At 43.6% G+C, this 23,315-nt stretch carries 23 protein-coding genes; 8 read left to right on the top strand and 15 right to left on the bottom strand.

Annotated elements, in window-relative coordinates:
• Positions 1–328: 328 nt before the first annotated feature.
• From PBT90_RS03665 to PBT90_RS03655, 3 genes are all read left to right on the top strand, one after another.
• Positions 329–1,489 (top strand): dipeptidase, encoded by a 1,161-nt coding sequence (locus PBT90_RS03665; RefSeq protein WP_264809038.1) that lies wholly within the window; start codon positions 329–331, stop codon positions 1,487–1,489.
• Positions 1,490–2,215 (top strand): VIT1/CCC1 transporter family protein, encoded by a 726-nt coding sequence (locus tag PBT90_RS03660; protein WP_264809037.1) that lies wholly within the window; start codon positions 1,490–1,492, stop codon positions 2,213–2,215.
• A gap of 117 nt (positions 2,216–2,332) precedes the next feature.
• Positions 2,333–3,094 carry a DUF5995 family protein gene (locus PBT90_RS03655; protein ID WP_264809036.1) on the top strand — a complete coding sequence of 254 codons (762 nt, stop codon included), beginning with the start codon at positions 2,333–2,335 and terminating at the stop codon, positions 3,092–3,094.
• A 12-nt stretch (positions 3,095–3,106) separates the two neighbouring features.
• Here PBT90_RS03655 and PBT90_RS03650 read toward each other — a convergent pair whose 3' ends face one another.
• The gene (locus PBT90_RS03650; RefSeq protein WP_264809035.1) at positions 3,107–4,228 is read right to left on the bottom strand and encodes a DUF4407 domain-containing protein; all 1,122 of its coding nucleotides are present in this window, start codon (positions 4,226–4,228) and stop codon (positions 3,107–3,109) included.
• A 309-nt stretch (positions 4,229–4,537) separates the two neighbouring features.
• On the opposite strand from PBT90_RS03650, the gene PBT90_RS03645 reads away from it, so the two are divergent.
• Positions 4,538–5,194: a GDSL-type esterase/lipase family protein gene (locus PBT90_RS03645; protein WP_264809034.1), complete on the top strand. Its 657-nt coding sequence runs from the start codon at positions 4,538–4,540 to the stop codon at positions 5,192–5,194.
• A gap of 18 nt (positions 5,195–5,212) precedes the next feature.
• Here the strand turns inward: PBT90_RS03645 and PBT90_RS03640 are convergent, their stop codons facing one another.
• Positions 5,213–5,791, bottom strand: coding sequence for a PorT family protein (locus PBT90_RS03640; RefSeq protein WP_264809033.1), 579 nt, complete (start codon positions 5,789–5,791; stop codon positions 5,213–5,215).
• A 174-nt stretch (positions 5,792–5,965) separates the two neighbouring features.
• On the opposite strand from PBT90_RS03640, the gene msrA reads away from it, so the two are divergent.
• Complete coding sequence (msrA, locus tag PBT90_RS03635; protein ID WP_264809032.1) at positions 5,966–7,066, top strand: peptide-methionine (S)-S-oxide reductase MsrA; 1,101 nt, start codon at positions 5,966–5,968, stop codon at positions 7,064–7,066.
• A 127-nt stretch (positions 7,067–7,193) separates the two neighbouring features.
• Positions 7,194–7,601, top strand: a complete 408-nt coding sequence (locus tag PBT90_RS03630) for a hypothetical protein (protein ID WP_264809031.1) — start codon at positions 7,194–7,196, stop codon at positions 7,599–7,601.
• Here PBT90_RS03630 and PBT90_RS03625 read toward each other — a convergent pair whose 3' ends face one another.
• Positions 7,602–8,033 carry a Dabb family protein gene (locus PBT90_RS03625; RefSeq protein WP_264809029.1) on the bottom strand — a complete coding sequence of 144 codons (432 nt, stop codon included), beginning with the start codon at positions 8,031–8,033 and terminating at the stop codon, positions 7,602–7,604.
• A gap of 186 nt (positions 8,034–8,219) precedes the next feature.
• Between PBT90_RS03625 and PBT90_RS03620 the strand changes: the two genes are divergently transcribed.
• Entirely contained in the window at positions 8,220–9,209 is a 990-nt protein-coding gene (locus PBT90_RS03620) for a 2-hydroxyacid dehydrogenase (protein WP_270131649.1), read from the top strand.
• 89 nt (positions 9,210–9,298) lie between these two features.
• Here the strand turns inward: PBT90_RS03620 and PBT90_RS03615 are convergent, their stop codons facing one another.
• From PBT90_RS03615 to trxA, 12 genes are all read right to left on the bottom strand, one after another.
• Entirely contained in the window at positions 9,299–9,493 is a 195-nt protein-coding gene (locus PBT90_RS03615) for a cold-shock protein (RefSeq protein ID WP_264809027.1), read from the bottom strand.
• A gap of 2 nt (positions 9,494–9,495) precedes the next feature.
• Positions 9,496–9,780, bottom strand: a complete 285-nt coding sequence (locus PBT90_RS03610) for a cold-shock protein (protein WP_264809025.1) — start codon at positions 9,778–9,780, stop codon at positions 9,496–9,498.
• A gap of 10 nt (positions 9,781–9,790) precedes the next feature.
• Complete coding sequence (locus tag PBT90_RS03605) at positions 9,791–11,011, bottom strand: DEAD/DEAH box helicase (RefSeq protein ID WP_264809024.1); 1,221 nt, start codon at positions 11,009–11,011, stop codon at positions 9,791–9,793.
• Positions 11,012–11,018: 7 nt separating this feature from the next.
• Positions 11,019–11,984 (bottom strand): fatty acid desaturase family protein, encoded by a 966-nt coding sequence (locus tag PBT90_RS03600; RefSeq protein ID WP_264809023.1) that lies wholly within the window; start codon positions 11,982–11,984, stop codon positions 11,019–11,021.
• Positions 11,985–12,438: 454 nt separating this feature from the next.
• A complete protein-coding gene (locus PBT90_RS03595; protein WP_264809021.1) occupies positions 12,439–13,785 on the bottom strand; it encodes a hypothetical protein in 1,347 nt (448 codons plus the stop codon).
• Entirely contained in the window at positions 13,782–14,828 is a 1,047-nt protein-coding gene (locus PBT90_RS03590; RefSeq protein ID WP_264809019.1) for a c-type cytochrome, read from the bottom strand. The genes PBT90_RS03595 and PBT90_RS03590 overlap by 4 nt, the downstream gene beginning before the upstream one ends.
• An 80-nt stretch (positions 14,829–14,908) precedes the next feature.
• A complete protein-coding gene (locus PBT90_RS03585) occupies positions 14,909–15,625 on the bottom strand; it encodes an acyl-[acyl-carrier-protein] thioesterase (RefSeq protein ID WP_264809017.1) in 717 nt (238 codons plus the stop codon).
• Positions 15,626–15,628: 3 nt separating this feature from the next.
• Positions 15,629–16,795 carry an MFS transporter gene (locus PBT90_RS03580; protein ID WP_264809015.1) on the bottom strand — a complete coding sequence of 389 codons (1,167 nt, stop codon included), beginning with the start codon at positions 16,793–16,795 and terminating at the stop codon, positions 15,629–15,631.
• Positions 16,796–17,046: 251 nt separating this feature from the next.
• Positions 17,047–17,532 (bottom strand): DUF6691 family protein, encoded by a 486-nt coding sequence (locus PBT90_RS03575; RefSeq protein WP_264809014.1) that lies wholly within the window; start codon positions 17,530–17,532, stop codon positions 17,047–17,049.
• A gap of 12 nt (positions 17,533–17,544) precedes the next feature.
• Positions 17,545–18,126 carry a YeeE/YedE family protein gene (locus tag PBT90_RS03570; protein ID WP_264809012.1) on the bottom strand — a complete coding sequence of 194 codons (582 nt, stop codon included), beginning with the start codon at positions 18,124–18,126 and terminating at the stop codon, positions 17,545–17,547.
• A 173-nt stretch (positions 18,127–18,299) separates the two neighbouring features.
• Positions 18,300–19,721: an MBL fold metallo-hydrolase gene (locus PBT90_RS03565; protein WP_270131642.1), complete on the bottom strand. Its 1,422-nt coding sequence runs from the start codon at positions 19,719–19,721 to the stop codon at positions 18,300–18,302.
• An 83-nt stretch (positions 19,722–19,804) separates the two neighbouring features.
• Entirely contained in the window at positions 19,805–20,125 is a 321-nt protein-coding gene (gene trxA / locus PBT90_RS03560) for a thioredoxin (protein WP_264809009.1), read from the bottom strand.
• Positions 20,126–20,294: 169 nt separating this feature from the next.
• Here trxA and PBT90_RS03555 point away from each other — a divergent pair, with 169 nt between their 5' ends.
• Positions 20,295–23,276, top strand: coding sequence for a glycosyltransferase family 117 protein (locus PBT90_RS03555; protein ID WP_270131639.1), 2,982 nt, complete (start codon positions 20,295–20,297; stop codon positions 23,274–23,276).
• Positions 23,277–23,315: the final 39 nt, after the last annotated feature.

Raw genomic sequence — 23,315 nt, 5'->3', positions numbered from 1 at the left:
ATATTTCCATCTACTCAAAAAACGAAAAAAAACGAGCACAAAAAAAGGGGGCTTTTTTGGAAAAAGCCCCCAGGAGTGGGTCTATTGTCAATCTTCTAAAACCAAATAAACTTTTGTAATCCTTGCTGTTGATTTGTTTTTTAGATTATTATGTTTTGATAAACATAGGTAAAATGTTTCAAACAGCCCAAAAACAAACAATAATTTTTTCAATAAAAATTAATTTGAAATAACTCAGGCCGGGATAATTCCTACATTTATTTCAAGATCTAGCCTATTTTCTCAAATAGGCCTTTTTTACTTAACTTCCCTTGTACAAGAATTTCTCATGAAGAAAATATTAATTATCATCGGGGTCCTCGCACTTATTTACTTTGTCGCCACACTCACTATCCCTCCTTACATAGAGCAACAAAGAAACCCGGTCAAGACTGCTCCTCCCTACCAGGTTTCCACAGAAGCTCAGGCCTTATATAATAGACTGGATTTTATAGCAGACCTCCACTGTGATGCTTTGCTCTGGGGCAGAGATTTGACAGAGCGAGGCACCCGAGGTCAGGTGGACTTCCCGAGAATGCGCGAAGCCAACGTAGCATTGGAGATGTTCACCATAGTTTCGAAATCACCAGCTGGTCAAAACATGCAAAGTAATAGCTCGGAGGCATTCGACAATATCACCCCTCTGACCATCGCTAAAGGTGAATCCCCTGCCAATTGGTTTAGCCTAATCAACAGGACACTTTCCCAATCCCGACAACTCAAGGAATTTGCAGAAGAAGACGGACAAACTATTTTCGTCAGAGATAAAGCAGATTTACAGCAGCTACTGGAGGCTAGAAAATCAAACCCAAAAGTAATAGGCGCTATGCTAGGCATAGAAGGGGCTCATGCCTTAGAGGGGTCTCTAGCAAACCTGGACAAAGTCATAGAAGCTGGGGTACGTATGATCGGCCTGACCCACTTTTTTGACAATGAACTTGGAGGATCTGCTCATGGCGAAACCCTAGCAGGTTTGACAGATTTTGGTAAAGAAGTGGTGCGGAAAATGAACGAAAATGGAATATTCGTAGATCTTGCACACTGCTCACCGGCGATAGTAGACGATGTCCTGAATATGAGCACTGCCCCGGTGATCGTTTCCCACACCGGAGTGCAGGGGATTTTGGATTCGCAGAGAAATCTCAGCGATACCCAAATTCGAAAAATAGCTGCTCAAGGAGGAATTATAGGCATTGCTTTTTTTGATGGAGCCGTAGGCACTCCTGAGCTACCAAACATCATCGCCTCCATCAAGCATGTGCGAGACCTGGTAGGAATAGAATATGTGGCGTTAGGCTCTGACTATGATGGCTCGGTGGCTGTGCCCTTTGATGTCACTGGACTACCTTTACTGGTAGATGGATTGATGAAGGCAGGCTTTACAGAAGCAGAAATCAAGGCAGTGATGGGGGAAAACGTAAAACGATTCTTTCTTGAAAACCTGCGCTAGATGAACGAAAGCTACCTACACCAAGAGAGTAAATATTTCAAAAAACTCCAGGAGTACCTGCCTGAATTTGTATATGGGGGCATAGATGGAGCTGTGACCACCTTTGCGGTGGTAGCAGGTGGTTTTGGGGCGGATTTAGACCCTGGAATCATTATTATCTTAGGATTCGCCAATCTTCTTGCAGACGGATTTTCTATGTCCGTAGGCGCCTATCTTTCGTCGAAAAGTGACAATGAAAACTACAAGAAACACGAGCAAATAGAGCGCTGGGAAATAGAAAACCTACCTGATACCGAGCGGGAAGAAATCGCTGAAATCTATAGAGCTAAGGGATTTGAAGGAGAGCTACTGGAAAAAGTTGTGGATAAGATCACCTCCAACAAGGAACTTTGGGTAGCCGAAATGATGAAGGATGAACTCAATTTGCTAGAAGATGAAAAAAGCCCCTTCAAAACCGGACTGGCCACTTTCATATCATTTATCATCGTAGGTTTTATTCCCTTACTGGTTTATCTCTGGACTTTCTTCTACCCTATGGATATCAATGTTTTTCTTTGGACTAGTGTGCTTACCGGTTTGGCATTTGTGGTAGTGGGTGTCCTCAAGTCCATTGTCAATCAAACTTCGGTGGTCAAGAGCGTGGCAGAAACACTGGCTCTGGGAGTTTTGGCTGCGGTGGTAGCCTTTTACGTGGGAGATATTTTAGAAAGTTTCTTCATCAAATAAGGCTTTAAAAAGTAAAAATTCAACCTATGAAATCGAGCATGTCGGAAGCGACACACAGAGGGATGATTATAATTCATGCGAAGATTCCATGTGACCTTAAAAAAAAATTATAAACACATGAAAACTATCGATGAAGTACTGGAAAAAATGGATGAAATCGTGCAGGAATGCAAGTCCGGTGATTCCAGAATCGGCTATTTTGCTATCCTATACAGACAGGTAACCCGAAGAATACAGGATGGGATTGTCGCCGGGGAATTTGAAGACAATCCACGAATGGAAAGACTGGATGTACTTTTCGCAGGTAGATTTATAGACGCCTACGAAGATTATAAAGTGGGCAATAAACCAACAGAAAGCTGGTTTTTGGCATTTGAAGCCAGCAAAGCCAAAAAACACCTGGTCCTGCAGCACCTTTTCTTGGGTATCAATGCCCATATCAATCTAGACCTCGGCATCTCTGCTGCAGACACCATGGGTAAGGAGCCGCTAGAAGGAATAGAACGGGACTTTAATTTGATCAATGCGATTTTGGCAGAGCTGGTCGATGGAGTGAAGGAAAATATCGCGAAGGTTTCGCCGATCTTCGGTCTGCTCATCCCTCTCGCCAAAGGTCGAGATGAAATGTTACTTAACTTCTCCATTCAATTGGCTAGAGATGGAGCCTGGAAATATGCAGGCGAATATTATGAATGCGAAGACCGAGCAGCATCGATTCGGGAAAGGGATTCCAACATAGCTAAACTCGCTTCCAAACTCATCAATCCGGGAAAATTTCTATCTTTTATAATCAAAATAGTCGGGTTTGCCGAATGGAAGTCAGTAGTCAAAACCATGGACCAACTAGATGTGGTGGTCAAAAAAGTTCAAACAATTTAGGAGAATTGAGTTTTAGACATCATTATTCCACTTCCCTTCTAACTCTGCAAGTTCAGCTTCAGTTTGGGTTTTATTTTTACGGTTGGTTTTTTCTTTTTCCAACTCAGTAGCGTAAAAGTGTGTCCCCTGAAAATAGTCCACCCTTGCCTCTGACTCTCCTTTGGAAAAGGTCCATTTTTCACCTTTGAAGAGCTTCACCTTGTCCTCGTGAAGTTCCAAGTATTCATCATAAGGACCACGGGGAGAAATCAGTTTTACAAAAATCGGGGCTGTTTCAATTGCTATAAAAAGTAACATGATAAAGGTATTGGCCAAGGCCATTGCGGCACTTTCTGAAGTGAGCACACTTAAAGCATCCATCCTTGCCGCCAAGCCATCAAAACCTTCTATACCTGGCTGTTGCTTTTCAAATTCTGCCTGTCTCAATGCTATAAACTGTCTGATCTGTGCCTCCAGAGTATCAATTCTCACTTGGTTTCTTTCCCTTAGTTTTACCAATTCTACCTGGGCCGCATCCAGCTGTTCTTCCTTTTTCTTGGCATTGGTACCTAATCCTACTATCCCGCTGGTGCTGGCTGTTTTCTCACCAAATCGCTCAGCATCATATTCATCTTGAAGTTGGTTTCTGTAAGCTTCGAAAGAGGTAATCTCTGCTTGCAGGTCAGTTATTTTTGACTCCAGTTCATCAATTTCCGGGAATCCTTTGGCCAAATTTTCCTTGGATGCGGTGATAAACTCAATTCTTTTCTCATCGATTTTCCGGTTGATTTCCCTTTCAAACATTTTGAGCTCTAGGGGTTTTGAAATCACCAAAGCCAATAAAACTGCCAGCACAAGCCTAGGAATAGCTAATTTCCACTCCGACCAGGAACTCTCCTTTTTCCTCATACTCGACACAATAAATCTATCCAGATTGAAAATCATTAGTCCCCAGAGTATGCCAAAGCAAACTGCTGGCAAAAGGGTCTGGAAAACCGTAAACAAAGCGTAACCAGCCGCAAGTGCAGCCAGTACCCCGGTGAAAAACACAGTAGCTCCTATACCAATGTATTTATTTGACTCTGTAGGCGAGCGTTTTAAAATTGATAAATTAGCTCCACTACAAAACCAAAAAAAACGCGTAAGATTATTCATGCCAAGGGGGTTAGGTTGATCTAAAAGAATAACGCTAAAACTTCACCACATTCGGCATAAACATGTCTTTTTGGTAGAAAATGTGATGAAATCAGCGCAAAACCCTCCATTCTGCAGATGCGGGCAGATAAAAAGTGACGAAGAAAGCGCAATAGACTGAACGGACAAAAATCGGAGAATGTACGAAATGTTCGATACTGTGCACTTCCTGATCGCTTTTGTGCAGCCAGCCAATTTTTCCTTCTAAGATCCGCCTAGCTTAGCAGCCAAGAAAGTAGAACTTTTGATCCCTTTCCCTATCTTGTAACTATGAAAACAATACTAAAGTCCACCCTAGTAATCCTGACGATGTGCTTGATCCAGTACTCCTTTGCCCAGGAAGTCCCGTTTCAAGAAGAGGTAAATAACAGAGCCAAAGAAATCGATGCTGCCGGCTGGGAACCAGGCGGCGTGGTTTTCACCGGTAGCTCAAGTATAAGGATGTGGAAAACCCTCCAAGAGCAGTTCCCCGACATTCCTATAATCAATTCCGCCTTTGGAGGTTCTCAGGCAGATCAATTGCTCATGCATTTGGAGCAAACCGTCCTGCGTTTCGAGCCTTCAAAGGTATTCATTTACGAAGGGGACAATGATATAAATGCAGGCCAAGAAGTCTCAGCGATCATGAAAAACCTGGATGAGCTGGTCACACAAATCCAAGACAAAAATCCTGAAACTATAGTCAATTTGATCGCTGCGAAGCCTAGTCCGTCACGATGGGATAAGAAAACTTCTTACCTCGCTCTGAATGACCTGATGCGCCAATATGCCACCACTCATGATCAGGTAAATTTTGTCAATATCTGGGATGTCATGCTAGATGCATCCGGCAAGCCTATGGAGGATATTTTCATCGAAGATGAACTGCATATGAATGAAAAAGGATATGAAATCTGGAAAAAATCCTTCACTCCATTCCTGAGATAATCAATTATCACACCTGCTTCAAAACTGGAAAGACAGCGCCAAAATCACTTGTTCGGATTTGAAGCTGTCTTTTCGCTTTAAAACCTCATCAAGTGTAATCTTCTGGTCATTCAGAACCCGCTCATAGCGTAAATCCAAGCCTGCAGGACCTATATTAATCCCAAGACCAAACTGATAACCAAAGTCAACCTTACTCCCGGAATCTACTCCCAAAGCCTCCGGAAAACGCTCCTTCAAAGCGTAATGAAATGAAGGCCCTCCTACTAGGCTAAAAATTTTAAACATATGCAGCCCCACCATCACAGGAGCATCTAGCCTATCATAGCTTACTTCCCCCATTCCTGTTTCGAACTTATTATGCGTATAAAGCAGCTCTGGCCTCAAAAAAATATCATAAGAGGCGAATTTGTAGAAAGCCCCAAATTGATACCCCACTGATCCCCCTGGCTCCTCCCAGATCGCACCTGCGTCTTGAAAGTATTTGCCCGAAGTGTTGTAATTCGCACCTGCCTTCAACCCAAAGCCCGAACCTTTATGCTGGGCAAATGCTTGTATAGTAAGTCCGAAAACAAAAAGAATGATTAGGAGGTTTTTCATACGAGTCAGCAGATTGGGGATCCTTCCAAAGCATCGGGCAGTTTTAGCAATGTAAACCGAAGATTAAGTACTTTCGTAATTTCCGGTATAATTCTATTACCCAATCAGCTTGAGATCAGAACTCAAATTATAGAAAGCTTTATCACAACTTAAAACAAAAACGAAACCAAAAATATGCTTCACCCAAATAAACTCTTCTACCCTATCCTAGTTTCTTTGCTTGGACTAGTGTTTGCCTGCGGAAATACCTCAGTAAAAAATGAAGAACAATCTACAGAATCTAAGGCGATTGCGGATTACAAAGGACCAAAAGAATTGGCAACCTTCGCAGGAGGCTGCTTTTGGTGCGTGGAAGCTCCCTTCGAGGGGCTTGATGGTGTAATCGCGGTGATATCCGGCTATGCAGGTGGCAAGGAGAAAAACCCAACCTACGGGGAGGTATCCAGTGGCAAAACTTCACATCGTGAGGCGGTTCAAATCACCTTTGATCCCGAAGTTATCAGCTACTCAGAGCTGGTAGATATCTTCTGGCAAACCTATGATCCTACAGATGTGGGAGGCTCATTTTACGACAGAGGATCACAATACGAATCGGCTATATGGTATCATGACAACGAGCAGAAAAAAGTAGCCGAAGAGTCTAAAAAGCGACTGGACAAGTCCGGTAAATTCGATAAACCTATAGCTACTCCTATCCTAAAATACAGTAATTTTTACCCAGCAGAGGACTATCATCAAGATTATTACAAGAAAAATCCCACGGACTATTATGCGTATAGAAATGGGTCTGGAAGGGATAAATTCATCCAGGAACACTGGCCAGAATTGAGCGAGGAAAAGTACCCTGCACCTCCCAAGTCCGAGCTAAAAAACAAACTGACCAAACTACAGTACGAGGTCACTCAGGAAGACGCCACTGAGCTTTCCTTCCAAAATGAGTACAATGGAAACAAGGAGGATGGCATATATGTGGATATAGTTTCTGGAGCGCCGCTGTTCAGTTCCAAAGACAAATACGAATCAGGATCCGGCTGGCCCAGTTTTACCAAACCCATAGACGCACGCGCCTTGGAAAAGCCTGTGGACAAATCAGCAGGAATGACTCGTGTAGAAGTCAGAAGCAAGTTCGGAGACAGCCATGTAGGCCATGTATTCTATGATGGTCCTGAGCCTACCCAACTGCGATATTGTATGAACTCAGCCGCGATGAAGTTCATCCCCAAAGAAGAAATGGAAGCAGCAGGCTATGGAGAATACCTGTGGCTAGTAGATTAACTACCTTTTAAGAGGCAATTCAGCTACGAGTTGCCTCTTTTTCTTTGAAAAAACATTACGCGATTTTTGACAGATTTTTCCATTAAAATTCATCCCGATTTCTATCTTTATTCAAATTTAAGAACGCATGAAAAAGTTTGCTTGGATTGCCGGGATCATTTTGGTTGGAGTTTTGGCAGGAATCTTTTGGTACAAATTCTACTTTGTCTTTGGTGAAGGAGTAAAAGCCGGAAGTCTAAATTATTTCGTAAAAAAGGGAGTAATCTTCAAGACCTATGAAGGACGCGTAGTACAGGAAGGATTTCAAAGTCCTACAGCCGGCGGGCTTCAGAGCAATGAATTCAGATTTTCTGTAGTGGACGCTGAGGTTGCTGAAAAACTGGAAAGAGCTTCCGGAAAGTTTGTCGAGCTGAGGTATGAGGAGTTCAATGGTATGCTCCCCTGGAGAGGTACCAGCAATTTTGTAGTGACTGATGTGCTGACGGTCAAAGATCCGGGCAAAACCGAAGGTGCGGCTTTGCCCTTTGATCAATGATTAAGGCCTGGTCCAGAAATCGACTACAGTTACCTTGTCCAAGTGTGGACCTAGTAGCTCACCAAAAGCCTGGTGCGCAGGATGTGGCAAATAAGCATCTCTCGCTTCATCCGAGTGGAAAGTTAGCACAAAAGCATGGGTCAATCCTTGGTTTAGTCCTTCTGGACTGGAGTTGATGCCCCATTCAAAATGTTCTATTCCATCGATTTCATTCTGAAGGTTTCTGAATGCGTCGATGATCGCTTGAATATCCTCCTGAGAGGAGCTTTCCTTGAAGCTAAAAAACACATTATGCTTCAAAACTGAGTCCGGTTTACTAGTCATAGGTTCTTCTCGTATTTCTTCTGTGATTTCTTTTTCAATGATTTTTTCTTCCTTTTGCGCACATGAAAGTGCTAAAAGCAATGGGAGAAAGTAGATGAGTTTTTTCATAGGTTTTCGATTTTTTTCGAATCTAAGGACAAATCTTAGCAATGCGCAAACCTTCTGTACATAATTAGCATAACTTTTCCATAAGCGACTTCCAAATTACTCTGATTTTATAGCTCTCTCACCACTTTCATCGTTTTCCTTTGTATTTTTCGGTAAGCCATTGTTTTCAAAACCAAATTTGATTGTATGCGAGTAGCCTGTTTTTCTTCCAAATCCTACGATGAAGTAAGTTTCAAAAGCCTTCTACCCAAGTTTGAACATGAGTTCACCTTTTTTGAGCCTAAGCTTGATCTCCACACTATAGCACTAGCCGAAGGATACGATGCCATCTGCACTTTTGTCAATGACTATATCGATGAAAAGGTATTGCAAAAATTAAGCAAAATGGGGATTCAACAAATCGTTTTGCGCTGTGCAGGATACAATCAGGTGGATCTGAAAAAAGCAGCAGAGCTTGAAATAAAAATCTGCAGAGTACCAGCATATAGTCCAGAGGCTGTAGCGGAGCATGCTTTGGCACTTTTACTTACACTGAGCCGCAAAACCCATAAGGCATTCAACCGGGTCCGAGACAATAATTTTTCACTCGAAGGTCTGACCGGTTTCAACATACATGGTAAAACGGCCGGTGTGATAGGAACAGGAGCAATTGGCAAAGCATTCTGTAAAATCATGCTGGGCATGGGCTGCAAAGTACTCGCCTATGACCTCTACGTAAACGAGGAGTTAAAAGAACTGGGGGTCCAATACCTCTCCATAAAAGATCTGCTGGAGCAAAGTGAAATTGTTTCCCTGCATTGCCCACTCACGGAAGACACCTTTCACCTCATCAATGACAATACTATCCGGATGATGAAAGATCATGCCACCCTGATCAATACAAGTAGGGGTGCTCTAATCGATACGGAAGCAGTAATAAATGCACTGAAAAACAAAAAAATCGGGAATTTAGGAATAGATGTGTATGAGCAAGAAGAAGATCTCTTTTTCCAAAATAGATCAGAAGAAATCCTTCAAAATGAGCAAATAGCCAGACTGATGGGATTTCCCAATGTACTGATCACCGGCCATCAGGCATTTCTCACGCAGGAGGCACTGTCCCATATCGCTGAAACTACCTTACAAAACCTGGATGAGCTGGCCGCAGGCAAGGAACTGAGCAACCAGGTACTATAGGGGCCTTTCATGCAAACAAAAAAATGCCTGCAAATCCGAGATCTGCAGGCATTACACTAGTATTTCTGATGGGTCAGACCCAACCGGAATTACTGAACAACTTTTACATTAACTGCATTAACGCCTTTCTTACCTTGAACTACGTCATAAGTTACTGCATCGTTTTCACGGATTTCGTGTACTAGACCAGAGTGGTGTACAAATACGTCTTCACTGTTGTCTGATGGCGTAATAAAGCCAAAACCTTTAGTTGTATTAAAGAATTTTACTGTTCCTTCATTCATGATTACTCTTTTTTAAATTTGGTGTTTCTATTAAATTTTTGATGTTGTGCACTTTGCGGTCTAGACGGATTATGCGGTCTAGGGGCATTTTCTTTCTTCGGAGGCTCCGGCTCCGGCGGTGTATCAGAGATGTTTCCAAACTCATCTACATAGGCGATCATATCTTCCAGATCACCGCTCTTTGGCTGGTCCTTTCGGGCAGCCATTTTCTCTTGTTTTTCTCTTTTCTTTCTTTTTTTAAGTTCTGCTTTTTGTTTTTTGATAAATGTGTTTTGGTTTTTTGACATTGCGGCGATTTTAATTGACAAATGTTATGGCCTTACCGGTTTTTCCGGCACGACCTGTCCGGCCTATTCTGTGGATGTAACTATCCATAGACATGGGGAGCTGGTAGTTGATCACATGGGTCACATCAGCTACGTCTATACCTCTGGCTGCCACATCTGTAGCTACCAGTACTCTAGTCATTCCAGTTTTGAACTCATCTATGGTTCTGTTCCGGAAGTTTTGGGATTTATTTCCATGAATCAATCCGGATTTTATCCCTGAGTGATTCAGTTTTTTACTTAGTTTATCGGCGATTCTCTTGGTTTCAGTAAAAATGATCACCTTATCCAAATCATCTTTTCTGAACAAGTTTTCCAGTACTTCGAATTTGTCCTGACCATCCGGTACACGAATGACCTCCTGGTCTACATTTTCACTGGTGGTCCCTCCAGAATTCACCTTTACTTCCACCGGATTGTTCAAAAGGCTACTGATCAAGCTCTTCTGACTAGGTTCTAGTGTAGCAGAAAAGAGCATAGTTTGGTTCCTTTTAGACATGGGAGCTACTAACTTTTTCACGTCGTTTACAAATCCCATATCAAGCATTCGATCAAACTCATCCAGCACTAGGGTGTTTACCTGGTTCAGCTTAAGGAATTTTCTATGGTACAGGTCCAGTAGTCTCCCCGGAGTCCCTACTATAATCTGAAGCTTTCTTCCCAGCGTCTTGATATCTGTATTGATGTTAGTGCCTCCTATGAAGGTGGCAGAATACAGATTCATTCCTCTGGACAAACTCACAAACTCCTCCTCGATCTGTAAAGCCAGTTCACGGGTCGGGGTCACGATCAGCGCAGTGAAATTTCTAGGGTCTAGCTGAGCCTGCTCTATGATAGGAATCAAAAAAGCACCGGTTTTACCGGAACCCGTATTTGAAATCCCCATTAAATCTCTTCCTTCCAATAATGCAGGTACAGACTGTTCCTGAATATAGGTCATGGTTTGATACCCTTTGGACACCAGGTTTTGAAGAAGTTTGCTACTCAGATCCAAACTATCAAAATGAGTTTCGGATTTAAAACCTGCACTTCCACTAGGCTGTGCTTTCTTCACCAAAAGATTAGGATCCAATTTGGACACCATTTTTTTCTTTGGGCTTCTTTGACCCTGAGCCGGTCTTCCTTTGCTCTGATGAGCAGAAGGACGCCCGTTTCTACTGGGTCTGGAATTTCTATTTGAATTTGTATTCATTGCTTTTTTAGACTTTTACAGGCTCCAATTTTGGGCTATTTCCCAGTACATAGAGCATTTTGAAATGGTCTAATACAGCAAGAATAAAATTCGGTTTCGAATAATAAGGCACGTTGAATTCCTGTGCAGTTGCTTTTACAATAGGAGCTATTTTCCGGTAATGCACATGGCAAATATCCGGGAATAGATGATGCTCTACCTGGTAATTCAATCCTCCGACAAACCACCCGAGGGCACGTGAGTTGGGCGAAAAATTACAAGTAGTCGCAAGTTGGTGAAGCATTCTTTCTCCTTCTACAATGCCCTCATGATCAGCTACCGGAAAATCCACCACCTCTACAATATGTGCGATCTGAAAAACCATGGTAATGGTAAATCCGGTCACAAAATGCATGGCTACAAAGGCCAGTAGAATTAACCCCACTGAGAAGCTAGTGAAGATGATAGGAAGACCTAAAACGATAAAGAAGTAGATCAACTTGAATGCAATTAATTTAAGTATGGTATTTCTATAGGCGTTTTTACCCTTCACCAATCCTTTTTTATGGTAGCGGGTCAGACGGATAAAATCTTTGGCCGTAACCCAGGATAAGGTAGATAGTGAATAAAAAAACCAAGCATATAAATGCTGATATTTATGCAACCCATTTAACTCTCCATTGGGAGAAAATCTTAAAAAAAACGGTGCATTGATATCGTCATCGTGCTCATCTATATTGGTATAGCTATGATGGAGCACATTGTGCTGAATCTTCCAAACCATGGAACTTGCTCCTACCATCTCTAAGGTAGAGCCCACCAGGGTGTTGATTGATTTCTTTTTGGAATAGGAGCCATGATTGGCATCATGCATTACGCCCATACCTACACCAGCCATCCCTATTCCCGCTGTGATATAGCAAGCGAATAGTTGAAAGGTAGTGGTCGCCACGCCGGTGATTACCAAAGCGATAGGCACTAGATACAACGACACTAGCACAAATGTTTTCAAGTACATTTCGCTATTGCCATACTTAGAAAGGTCATTGGATTTGAAGTGTCCGTAAACTCTTTTCTTTAGTGTTTGTGAGAATTCAGATAAATCTGATTCAGAGAATCTTACTGTCTTAATACAACTGTGATTAAATGATAAACTTTATTTTCCCGTGGAATTAGATCTGCAAGTTTTAATCCAAAAAATGACTAGAAGCCATGTTATGAATCAAAAAAGTAGAAAGATGAAGAATTAAAACCTATGCAGGGGAAACTCTTGAATTTGCTACTTAAGCAGGTTGATAATCAACGCATACTTTATTTCAAGTAAAAAGGATGAATGCTCAGCGCCTTTATGCGTACAAAGGTGAGGAGAAGAATCGGTATATCCTAATCCTTGTTATTCCACCTTGAATTAAAGATAACAATTCGATGGAAAATTGAAAACATTTAGCTCAATTCCATCGCCAGTTTGCAATCAAATTCACATGAATAAGCTGTACTTTATTGTATATCTGCCGGGGATTTAAAACTTTATCACCCAAAGCCTCTTTGTTCATCACCAGCAGCTGAAAATCCAGTTTGTTTATCATTGCCGGCTGATATTTTACCCCGAGATTCAGCTGCCTGTAGGAGGGCATATTGTATTTGTTTGCCTCTGGCGAATCCAGGGCCGGCAACCAATGAATCCCCAGATGTGCGAAGAATTTTAGCCGGTCTTGTAGCAGGGAATACGCTGCAAATGCAGTAAGTGCATCCACGGATGAGTTCCCTTCATTTCTCTCCCTAGGTATAAAGGTGTACCAAGCGTCCTTGCCCCACTCCCTGGGACTCAACCACCTACCCTGCCCACCTACTTTAGTGTAGTTCAGATGAAAATTCCAATGGGGAACTTCATAACCGACCCTAGTGGAAAAAACCCAGTTCCTATCCTTTGGATTCTTGTATTGGAGGTTAAAATCCGGGTTACCTCCTTCCCCAAGTCCTGACTGAAAACCGGCCTGAATTCCCCATAGCCAAATGGTTGTAGCCTCACTGTTTTTCCAGCTTTTCTCAGTTTGGAGCCAGAGGGTATTGGAAATATTCTGTACTAAGGTATTGGACATATTCAGCTTCACCTCCCCCCATTTTTTGGATACTTCCAAAATACCAATCCAATCACTCGCTGTGTTTCCAGGGTATTGAGAAGGCTGTCCGTTTACGTCACGTGCTCCGGGAAACACTCCTATGCTTTCTCCCACTGAAAGCCATTCGCTCGTCCCGCGCACGCTCATTTTGCCGATTCCCCAGGCTGAAAGTCTCCAATCACTCTTTGTTTCGTACCAAATATTCCCACCTTCAATGCCTGTGGGTGAAAGTCTGCCGTCCTGACTATTTACCCAGTCTGAATGTACGCCCATCCTTCCCAAAGAAAATCCCCAGTTATCTGCGGTATAGCTCAATGATATGGATTCCAGCTTCCCAAAAAACCTATCTTCCTTGTCCAGCAAATCAAACAGCCCCACCTCGTACCGATTGCTCCCGTTGCTCACAGGATCCAATGCTGAAAGATCTGAGCTCGACAAATTGGCATAGGTTCTAAATCCTGCACGAACCTGCCATTGCTCCTTGAAACTGACTTTCCCGCCAAGCAAAAAACTAGTGCCCAAAGCATAGTCATCCTTATACTCACCTGGATAGCTCGTACTCATCCAATACACGCGCAAATGCATATCCGGAGTGAATGTCACCTGCTTCTTCTCTTGTTGGGAAAAGGATAGAAATGGCAGTACCACTAGCAATCCCAAGAAAAAATTTCTCATGGTTTCTGCGCAGCTATGATTTCTTTAAATGGGCCATACTTATGCTGATTTTCCGAGAACTCATCTGCATAGGGTCCAAAAGGATGATCCATAGGTTTTTTGGAAATATCCGGCCAATCATCCGGGAAATCCCGGTCAGGCCTCTGTAAGCTATTCACATATGCAGCCACATCCCAGGCTTCTTCATCTGTTAGAATGGGGTTTTCATAAGTTGCACCAAATGGCATATTTGCCTTTACATATCCAGCAAATTTGGAAATTCTAAAAAGCCCTGCACGCTGATTATAACTATTTGCGCCCCAGAGGGGTGGGTAAATGTATCCGGTTTGGTCAGCTTTCATCATCCCTTGACCATCCTCCCCATGGCAGGTTACACATTGTTTTTGATAGACTACCTTACCCAAAATGGGATCAGCAGCCCTATCTAAGACTGGCACCTCGTAGATCCCTGCTCCGGTGGGTTTCTGCCCTTTGGGCACTGCCTGACCAAGCCAGTTCATGTAGGCGACCATGGCCTTCATCTCCTTGCTGTTTTTAGGCAAACTTTCGCCGTTTAGGCTTCGCTGAAAACAACCATTGATCCGCATCACCACATCTTCAGAATGCCCAGACCTACCCCGAACTTTGGGATAAGTAGAGGCTACTCCGAGGTAATTGTTTCCAAGCGGTGCAGTACCTGCTTGCAGATGACAGTTTTGGCAATTCAGTCCATTGGAGATCTTCTTCACCTTCCCATTTGGCCCGAGGTATTCAGCAGTATTGGCGATTAGCTCCTTCCCATATTTGATCTCATCAGCATTTGGTTCTGAGTCTACCTTGGCCCAATCTGGTGCTGTCCAAACTTCAGCAGGATCTATCAGAGCATTGGATTTTACGGGCTCGGTAGCACTTTTGACCAATGCCTTTTCTTCAATGGGATTTTTCACTCCCACTACATCCAAATAAAGAATCAATCCAACCCCTAGAATGAGGAATGTTACCAGGCCTACCAAGCTCAGCGTGAGATTGAAGAGTTGCAATATGGGTTTCGCTATCTTATTCATTACGTATTCTGAAAGTACAAAAATGCCCATTCTGCTCCTCTCATTCTGTGATTCTCATCACTTAGCCATAAAAGGAAGACTCAGAATGCTTTTGCCAGGAACACCTGAACATTTCCTACCAGCCCTACTCCATAGTATGCCCCATCAAAGGAATAAAACGCGATGGTCAATGAGTCGCCCAACTTGCATTCAGCAAGGTAATTGATAGAAAATCGTTGGGCTTGAATGCCGTTTTCTCTTAAAATATTTTCCATCCAGCGTATATAACTGGTGTTATTCACATGGTTGTTCAGATCCAGATCAGAATACCGTACGATAAGCTCCTCCTTTTTCAAGAGTTCACCCTCCACCTTAATTTTCTCTGGCTGCCATGCAGGAATTTCATTGAGTTGAAAAAGTTCTTGAGGGAGTACCTGCCCCGGTCTTTGCAGTCGCTTAGTCTCGAAATTCAGCAAAACCCAAGAGCTCATCCCCTGGGCCACCACCTCTCCTGAAGGAGAAGTAATCAGAAACTCCCGAAAGGCAAACAATTTATCCACCCCTCTCCCAGCGGTGTACACTTTGATAGAATCGCCCCAAGAAGGTAGATTTTCACATTTAATATCCATCCGGGACAGAATCCAAGCCAGATTTTGATCCTGAAGACTTCTGCCAAAATCAGCCGAATCAGCATGTCTCCAGGCGATCTCCTGAAACAAATCAGACAAGGCTTTAATGCTCAATTTACCATCCGGATCTACTTGATAAGACCTGATCTCAAAATCCTTGTGAAACTGAAATGGCTGAGTTGACTTCATAAATCAATGCGTACTTCCCTTTACCGGGATCAGAAAAACCTGCTTGCGGAAGCTAGACAGAATGGTAATACCCAGGGCACTCACCGCTATCATAGCAAAAGATGTCTTTAAGTTAAACAAATCTGCAATAAAGCCGATCAATGGAGGCCCCAGTAAAAAACCAAAAAATGAAATGGTAGAAACTAGAGCAAGTGCAACACTAGGCGCGTATAATTTAGACCGGCCCGCTATGCTATAAGAAAGTGGAATGATTGAAGCTATCCCAAACCCAACCAAAAAGAATCCGAGTGTGGCCACCACTACCGTTGGGAAAATCACTGCCAAAGCCAAGCCCGCAGAAATCAACAATCCGCTCACCTGTATGACAGCTACTTTGGTGTATTTAGCTGCGATCTTATCGGTGATAAACCTACCCGATGCCATGGTAGCCATAAAGGCCACATAGCCCAGAGCAATGAGCGATGGGTCCGCTTGTACCACTTTTTTGAAATAAACACCTGACCAGTCAAACATACAGCCTTCGCACATCATCCCCAGAAATGCGATCAAACTGATCCGCATCAGTAGGGCATCGGGCTTTTTCAGCACCATTCCTCCTCCACCTTGAGAAGTGGCTTCTTGCTTGACTATATAACGCTGAGCAGACAGAATAATCACCAGAGAAATCAGCATCACAACGGCATAGTGTATGGCAGGAGAAAGCCCCAAGAATATCATCAGTGCTCCAATCCCGGCTCCTGTAAATCCAGCCATACTCCAGAGCCCATGGAAAGATGCTAATATGCTTTTCCCCATTTCATCCTCCAAAGCCAAGGCCTGAGTATTCAGGGAAATATTCATCACATTTCCCAACATCCCATAAAGGACAAGTACCGGAAGTAGTGTCCATATGCTGGGTGCCAAACCTATCATAGGTAATGTCAGTGCATAGGCCACACTCCCAAACATGATCACAGCCCTACTACCGTACTGGTGTACTGCCCAGCCCGCAATGGGTAGCCCGATCACTGAACCCAAGGGTAAAAAAAGCAACAAAGTACCCAATTGCCCTTCGGAAAGATCAAATTTGGACTGAATATCAGGAATACGTGCTGCCCATGAAGCGAAGCAAAGACCTACAAAAAAGAAAAATGCCCCAAGGGCAACTCGTCTCTTGGAAAGTGTGTTCATGTTCGATAGCTAGGTTTAAGAGGCACACAAAAGTAAGGAACATTCATTCAAAATCACGACTCCTTTCAAACATTGCCCCTGCAAATGGGTTACCTTAGCCTCATACACTTACACCAAATTTCCATGGAACTGCTCATAGCTGGCGCCGTAATCGTTACCGCCATTTTTATAGTTCGCTTTATCATCAAAAAAGTATTCGACTAAAAAAGCCACTCCCTTTTCAGAAAGTGGCTCCTTAAGCTCAGAGATTCTTAATTCGGTAGCATATCGGAAAATTTCCCATACACCCATGTGCCAGCTATGGCTGAGAGTAAAGTCACGAGCACCACGGTAAATCCACTTCCAATCTGAGCAAATAATGGCCCAGGACATGCCCCAGTAATCGCCCAGCCCAGTCCGAAAATGAAACCACCTATAACTTGTCCCTTACGAAACTCTTTCTTTGGAATGATGATCTTTTCGCCTGAGGTGGACTTGATCTGGAATCGCTTGATCAATTGGATAGAGATAATCCCTGTAACTATCGCCGAACCGATCACCCCATACATATGAAAGGAGTCCAATCGGAACATTTCCTGGATTCTAAACCAGGAAATGATTTCAGCTTTTACAAATACAATCCCAAACAAAATCCCTAATATCAAATACTTCAACAAGGCCAGGCCTCTTTCTCCGCTATCCTGAGAGTTTGGTGCATCGCACACTGCATCCTTGGTGTTTTTTTCTAATACTTGCATTACTGTTTTTTTTTAAAATCCTACCCAATTCATTAAAGGCCCCAAGAACACTTGGGTCATCAAAAAGCCACCTAGCATAAAGAAGATAGTGGCAACTAAAGAAGGCCATTGGAGTGAACTGATACCCATAATGGCATGCCCTGAGGTACATCCCCCTGCATACCGGGTCCCGAAGCCTACCAAGAATCCTCCTATCACGAAGAACAGCAAGCCTTTGACGGTAAACAGATTATCCCAAGAGAAAATCTCCGCTGGCATCAAGCCTGAAAACTCATTGATCCCCAGTAGTTGCAGCTCAGCTCGGGTGTCTGCCGCGATGATCAAATCATTGGGATTAGAAATAAAATTGGTAGCGATAAATCCACCTATCAAAACGCCAAGAACAAAAACCAAATTCCAGGTTTCCTTTCTCCAGTTGTATTGGAAAAAGGGGATTTTAGCAGGCACACAAATGGCACATGCATGACGTAATGAGGATGAAATCCCAAAGGATTTATTTCCGAGGATTAATAACGCAGGTACGGTCAGTCCAATAAGTGGCCCTGCTACATACCAAGGCCAAGGCTGGGTGAGCCAGTCCATCAATTGATTCATAATTCAGTCAGTTAATTCTTAAGGTGATTGTGAACCCAGTCAGGGTTCAGGGTAATGCAAAATTGCCCATTCCAGGTTTGATTTGCTGTGACTTTCATCACAGGGGGCACTAGCTAAGCAAAAATGGCAAGCCCGAAGACCTGCCAATGGGGATTAAACTACTTTTCTATTGCTTATAACAAGGTGGTAGGGCATACATAGTCTGACACCTTGAACTTTCCGGACTCTTTGATCGCCTTGAAACCTCCATCTACATCGATAAGCCGGTCATAGCCGCGTGCTCTAAGGATAGAGTTGAACACCATAGACCTGTACCCACCCGCACAGTGCACATAGTAAGTTTTAGCTTTGTCCACTTTCAGCATACTATCATTGATGTAGTCAAGAGGCGCATTCTCCGCATCTAAAACATGCTCAGACAGGAATTCACTGTTCTTGCGCACATCCAGGATGTTCAGCTCCGGGTTTTCTTGCTTTCGGTCTGCCAGTTCTTCGGCAGTAATAGACTCTATACTATCTAGCTCAAATCCGGCTTTTTCCCAGGCTTCCACTCCTCCTTCTAAATATCCCAGCGCAAAGTCATATCCCACACGTGCCAGTCTGGTGATCACTTCTTCCTCTCTTCCTTCCTCTGCTACCACCAGGATTTCCTGTTTCAAATCCGGAATCATAGCGCCGACCCATACGGCAAAGCTCCCATCGATTCCTATGTTTACCGAGTTGGGCACAAAGCCTTTAGCAAAAACCTGTGGGGCCCGGGTATCCAGAATCAAAGCACCTGTTTCGTTGGCTGCCGCTTCAAACTGGGCCGGGGTCAAAGGCTTCACTCCTCTTTCCAGCACAGCATCTATGCTATCATAGCCTTGAATATTCATCATCACATTCTGCGGAAAATAGGCCGGAGGAGGAGTCAATCCTGTGATCACTTCCTTGATAAATTCTTCTTTTGTCATTTCCTGAAGCGCATAATTCGTCTTCTTCTGGTTGCCCAAAGTATCCGAAGTCTCCTTACTCATATTTTTGCCGCAGGCAGAACCTGCTCCATGTGCCGGATAGACGATTAAGTCGTCCGGTAAAGGCATGATTTTGTTCCTCAATGAATCATAAAGATGACCTGCTAGCTTATCCTGGGTGAGGTCTTCTACCACCTTCTGAGCGAGATCCGGTCTACCCACATCCCCTATAAACAAGGTGTCACCTGTGAAGATAGCCTCAGGCTTTCCCGCTTCATTATAGAGCAGGTAGCAGGAGCTCTCCATGGTATGGCCAGGCGTGTGAAGTACTTTCACCTTTGCTTTACCGATTTGGAATTCCTGTCCGTCCTCTGCCACTATGGCATCAAAGCCCATCTTCATGCTGGTAGGGCCGTAGACTATGGGAGCGCCGGTCTTGGCAGAAAGATCCTGATGCCCTGAAACAAAATCCGCATGAAAATGGGTCTCAAATACGAATTTGATTTTGGCATTTCTACGGGTTGCCTTTTCTATATAAGGCTGAACCTCTCTCAGCGGATCGATCACCGCTGCTTCCCCATCTGACTCGATGTAGTAAGCCCCTTGAGCTAGGCAGCCGGTATAAATTTGTTCGATTTTCATATTGATAGTTATTTACTTTCTAAGTGATAGCCAAAAGTAGGACTTTGAAGCCGAGTCTTGAATGACTTTTGTCACAAATGACCTTAGGCGGTCTGGCTGATATTGGTTTTCAGCACATTGACTAATTGATGTGCCGGGACTACTCCTGATTCTCTCCAGAGAATTTTCCCTTTTTGAAATAATATCAAAGTAGGAACCCCACGCACCTGAAATTTACTCGCTGCCAACTGGTTTTTGTCCACATCCACTTTGACTATTTTCACCTGCTCACCGAGCTGCTTGGCAGTATCTTCCAGTATAGGCTGCATCATTTTGCAAGGTCCACACCAGGTAGCAAAGAAATCTACCAATACAGGCTGGTCGCCGTCAATCAGTTGCTGGAATGTTTTGGGTTGTGCACTCATGGTATTTTGATTTTTTTAACACAACAAAAGTAGGGTCAAAATCAGTTCAGCACAGTAATTAATATCACATAAGCGAGACTAGGGAGAATCACCAGAGTTTTAAAAAGTCCTAAAATCCCCTGATTTGGCGATTATTTTTTTATTTTCGCCAGTCTAATTTTCCTATTAAATGCTCAATTACAAGCAAATCAATAATCTGACCGGTTGGGTCGTTTTTGCGGTAGCTACCCTAGTATATATCCTCACTGTCGAACAGACTGCCAGCTTTTGGGATCCGGGGGAGTTTATCGCTGTGGCTTACAAGCTCCAAGTACCCCATCCTCCCGGAGCCCCTTTCTTCCTGCTAGTCTATAGAATGTTCAGTTTCTTCGCAATGGGAGATCCGTTAGAAGTTGCCTATTGGATGAATGTAGGGAGTGCTTTATTCTCAGGTTTCACCATTTTATTCCTGTTTTGGTCCATCACCCTTTTTGGCAAAAGGCTTTTCAAAATGAGCGAAGGCCAAGAAAGCAAAGGGGAAACAATCGCCCTGATGGGTGCCGGGATCGTAGGATCCTTGATTTACACCTTCTCTGACAGCTTTTGGTTCTCCGCAGTAGAAGCGGAGGTATATGCGATGTCTTCCTTCTTCACGGCTATTGTAATCTGGGCATTCCTGAAGTGGGATGTCATCAAAGACCCGCGAGAGGAAAACAAATGGATGATTTTCATCGCCTATTTGGTAGGACTTTCCATAGGTGTACACTTGCTGAACCTGGTGACTTTGCCAGCTTTGGCACTGCTTTATTACTTTAAGAAGTACGAAAAAGCCACCCTTAAAGGCGCCTTCTACGCGATGTTTATAGGAGGTGTGGCCTTGATCATCATCAACAACCTGATCATTCCTGGTCTTCCTAGCATGGCAGGCTCAATGGAGATTTTCTTTGTGAATAGTCTCGGGCTTCCTTTTGGATCTGGTATTGTGGTGTTTATGATGCTGTTTTTCGCTGCATTGTTTTATGCCTACCGGTATTCAAGAAAAAAGGAATTGGCCATCCTCAACACGGCATTGCTGAGCTTAGTCTTTATTCTCATCGGATATGGCAGCTATGCATTGATAGTGGTCAGAGCCAATCAGGACCCCATTATCAATGAAAATGCACCTAAGGATATCATCAGCTACGTGTCATACCTGAAGCGTGAGCAGTATGGCTACCGTCCATTGATGCACGGACAGTACTTTACAGCCCAGCTGGTAGCGCAGGAAGAGGGATCCCCTGTCTACATGAAGGGCAAGGACAAGTATGAAATCGTGGATTATGAACTAAAAAACACCTACGACCCTACCAAGACCACCATTCTACCTAGGATCTATTCCACTCAGGAAAATCATAAACGGATCTACAGGCAAAAACTTGGGCTGAGAGAAGGCCAAGAGCCGACTTTTGCAGACAATATCTATTTCATGTTTTCGCATCAGCTCGGACATATGTATTGGAGATATTTCATGTGGAATTTCTCCGGACGTGAATCTGATTTTGGGGATGCCCCATGGATTGGATTGACAGATGCGTTCAAGGATTATCCGGATTACATCACCGAGAATAAGGGCCACAATAATTACTTGATGCTCCCACTTTTACTGGGGATCATCGGGCTCTTTTTCCAAGCCAAAGCTGACCCCAAATCCTTTTACATCAACCTCATGCTGTTCCTGATGATGGGTGTGGTACTGGTACTCTACCTGAATTCCCCTCCGGTGGAACCAAGGGAGCGTGACTATATCTATGTGGGTAGTTTCTATGCCTTTGCCATCTGGGCAGGTATGGGTGTACTGGCTTTGGCACACATGATCGCGAAGGGAACAAAAAACCTGGCCACAGCTGGAATAATAGCTACACTCCTCACCTTGCCAATAGCTGGCTTAATGGCCGGACAAAACTGGGACGACCATAACAGAAAAGGGCGTTATTTCTCTGTAGATTCTGCTCGAAACTTCTTAGCCTCATGCGCACCCAATGCCATTCTATTTACCGGTGGAGATAACGACACCTTCCCGCTTTGGTATGTGCAGGAGGTAGAAGGGTTCCGTACAGATGTGCGCGTAATTGTTTTGAGCTACTTTGACACAGACTGGTATGTGCAGCAAATGACCCGTCCGGTCAACGAATCAGAAGCACTTCCTTTTAGTTTAGATGACTCCAAATACCAAAAAGGGACCAATGATGTGCTTTATGTGATGGAGCGGGAAAACCTGAATGCTATTTCAGTGAGAGAATATCTAAAATTGCTGAATTCTGGTTCGGATCTATTGAAAATGGAAACAGGCGGCAGAACCGTAGCCAATATGGTACCTTCGAGAAATTTGATTCTGGAGGTAGATAGCTCGGCGGTAGCCAATAAGGATATTATTCCAGAGCAATTCACCGAGCTCTTTAGCCCTCAAATGAACCTTCAGGTAAAAGGTAACTACGTAACCAAAGGCACCCTGATGTTATTGGATTTGATCACTTCCAACAATTGGGACAGGCCAATCTATTTCAACAACACTTCCCTGGCTACCATAGGCCTAAACCTACAAGACCATGTAGTGAATGAAGGGTTGACGTATAGACTTTTACCGATCAGAAAGCCCGAATACATTCGAGAGGAATTAGTCAATGCTGACCTGGCTTATGAAAACTACATGACCAAGTTCTCATTCCGGGGAATGGATAATCCTGACGCGTATCTGGATGAAGAATACAGACGCTTTGCCTCCAATCACCGAAGCGCTCTGAACAGCATCGCGATCGCCTTGCTGGATGAGGGCGATATGGAAAAAGCTGCGAATCTGCTCAACTACGGCCTAGAAGTCATGCCCAATGAAGCGATACCTTACGACCTTTCCAGTGGTCAATCTGTACCGCTGTTCTTTGAGGTGGGAGAAGATGAAAAAGCACTGGATATCATAGACAAAGTATCCAAAAAGTCCCTAGAAATGATCGAGTTTTATACTACAGAAAATAGGGACTATGACCGAGAAATGATGATTTCCATAGAAATGATCCGCTACTTCATCCCATTGCTCGAAGAACGGGGCTACCAAGAAAAGGCTCAGGAGCTCAAGCTGAGAATCGAGCAATACCTAGGTCCGCAGCAAAGTGGAGGTGGACAGTTACAGCGGAGATAAAATTCTTTTTCCTATACAAAAAGAGGTTCGATGTGAATT

The organism is Algoriphagus sp. TR-M9 (genome assembly GCF_027594545.1).
Taxonomy (GTDB): domain Bacteria; phylum Bacteroidota; class Bacteroidia; order Cytophagales; family Cyclobacteriaceae; genus Algoriphagus; species Algoriphagus halophytocola.
The sequence above is the reverse complement of the archived record's forward strand: the minus strand, read 5'-3'. Positions and strand labels throughout refer to the sequence as shown.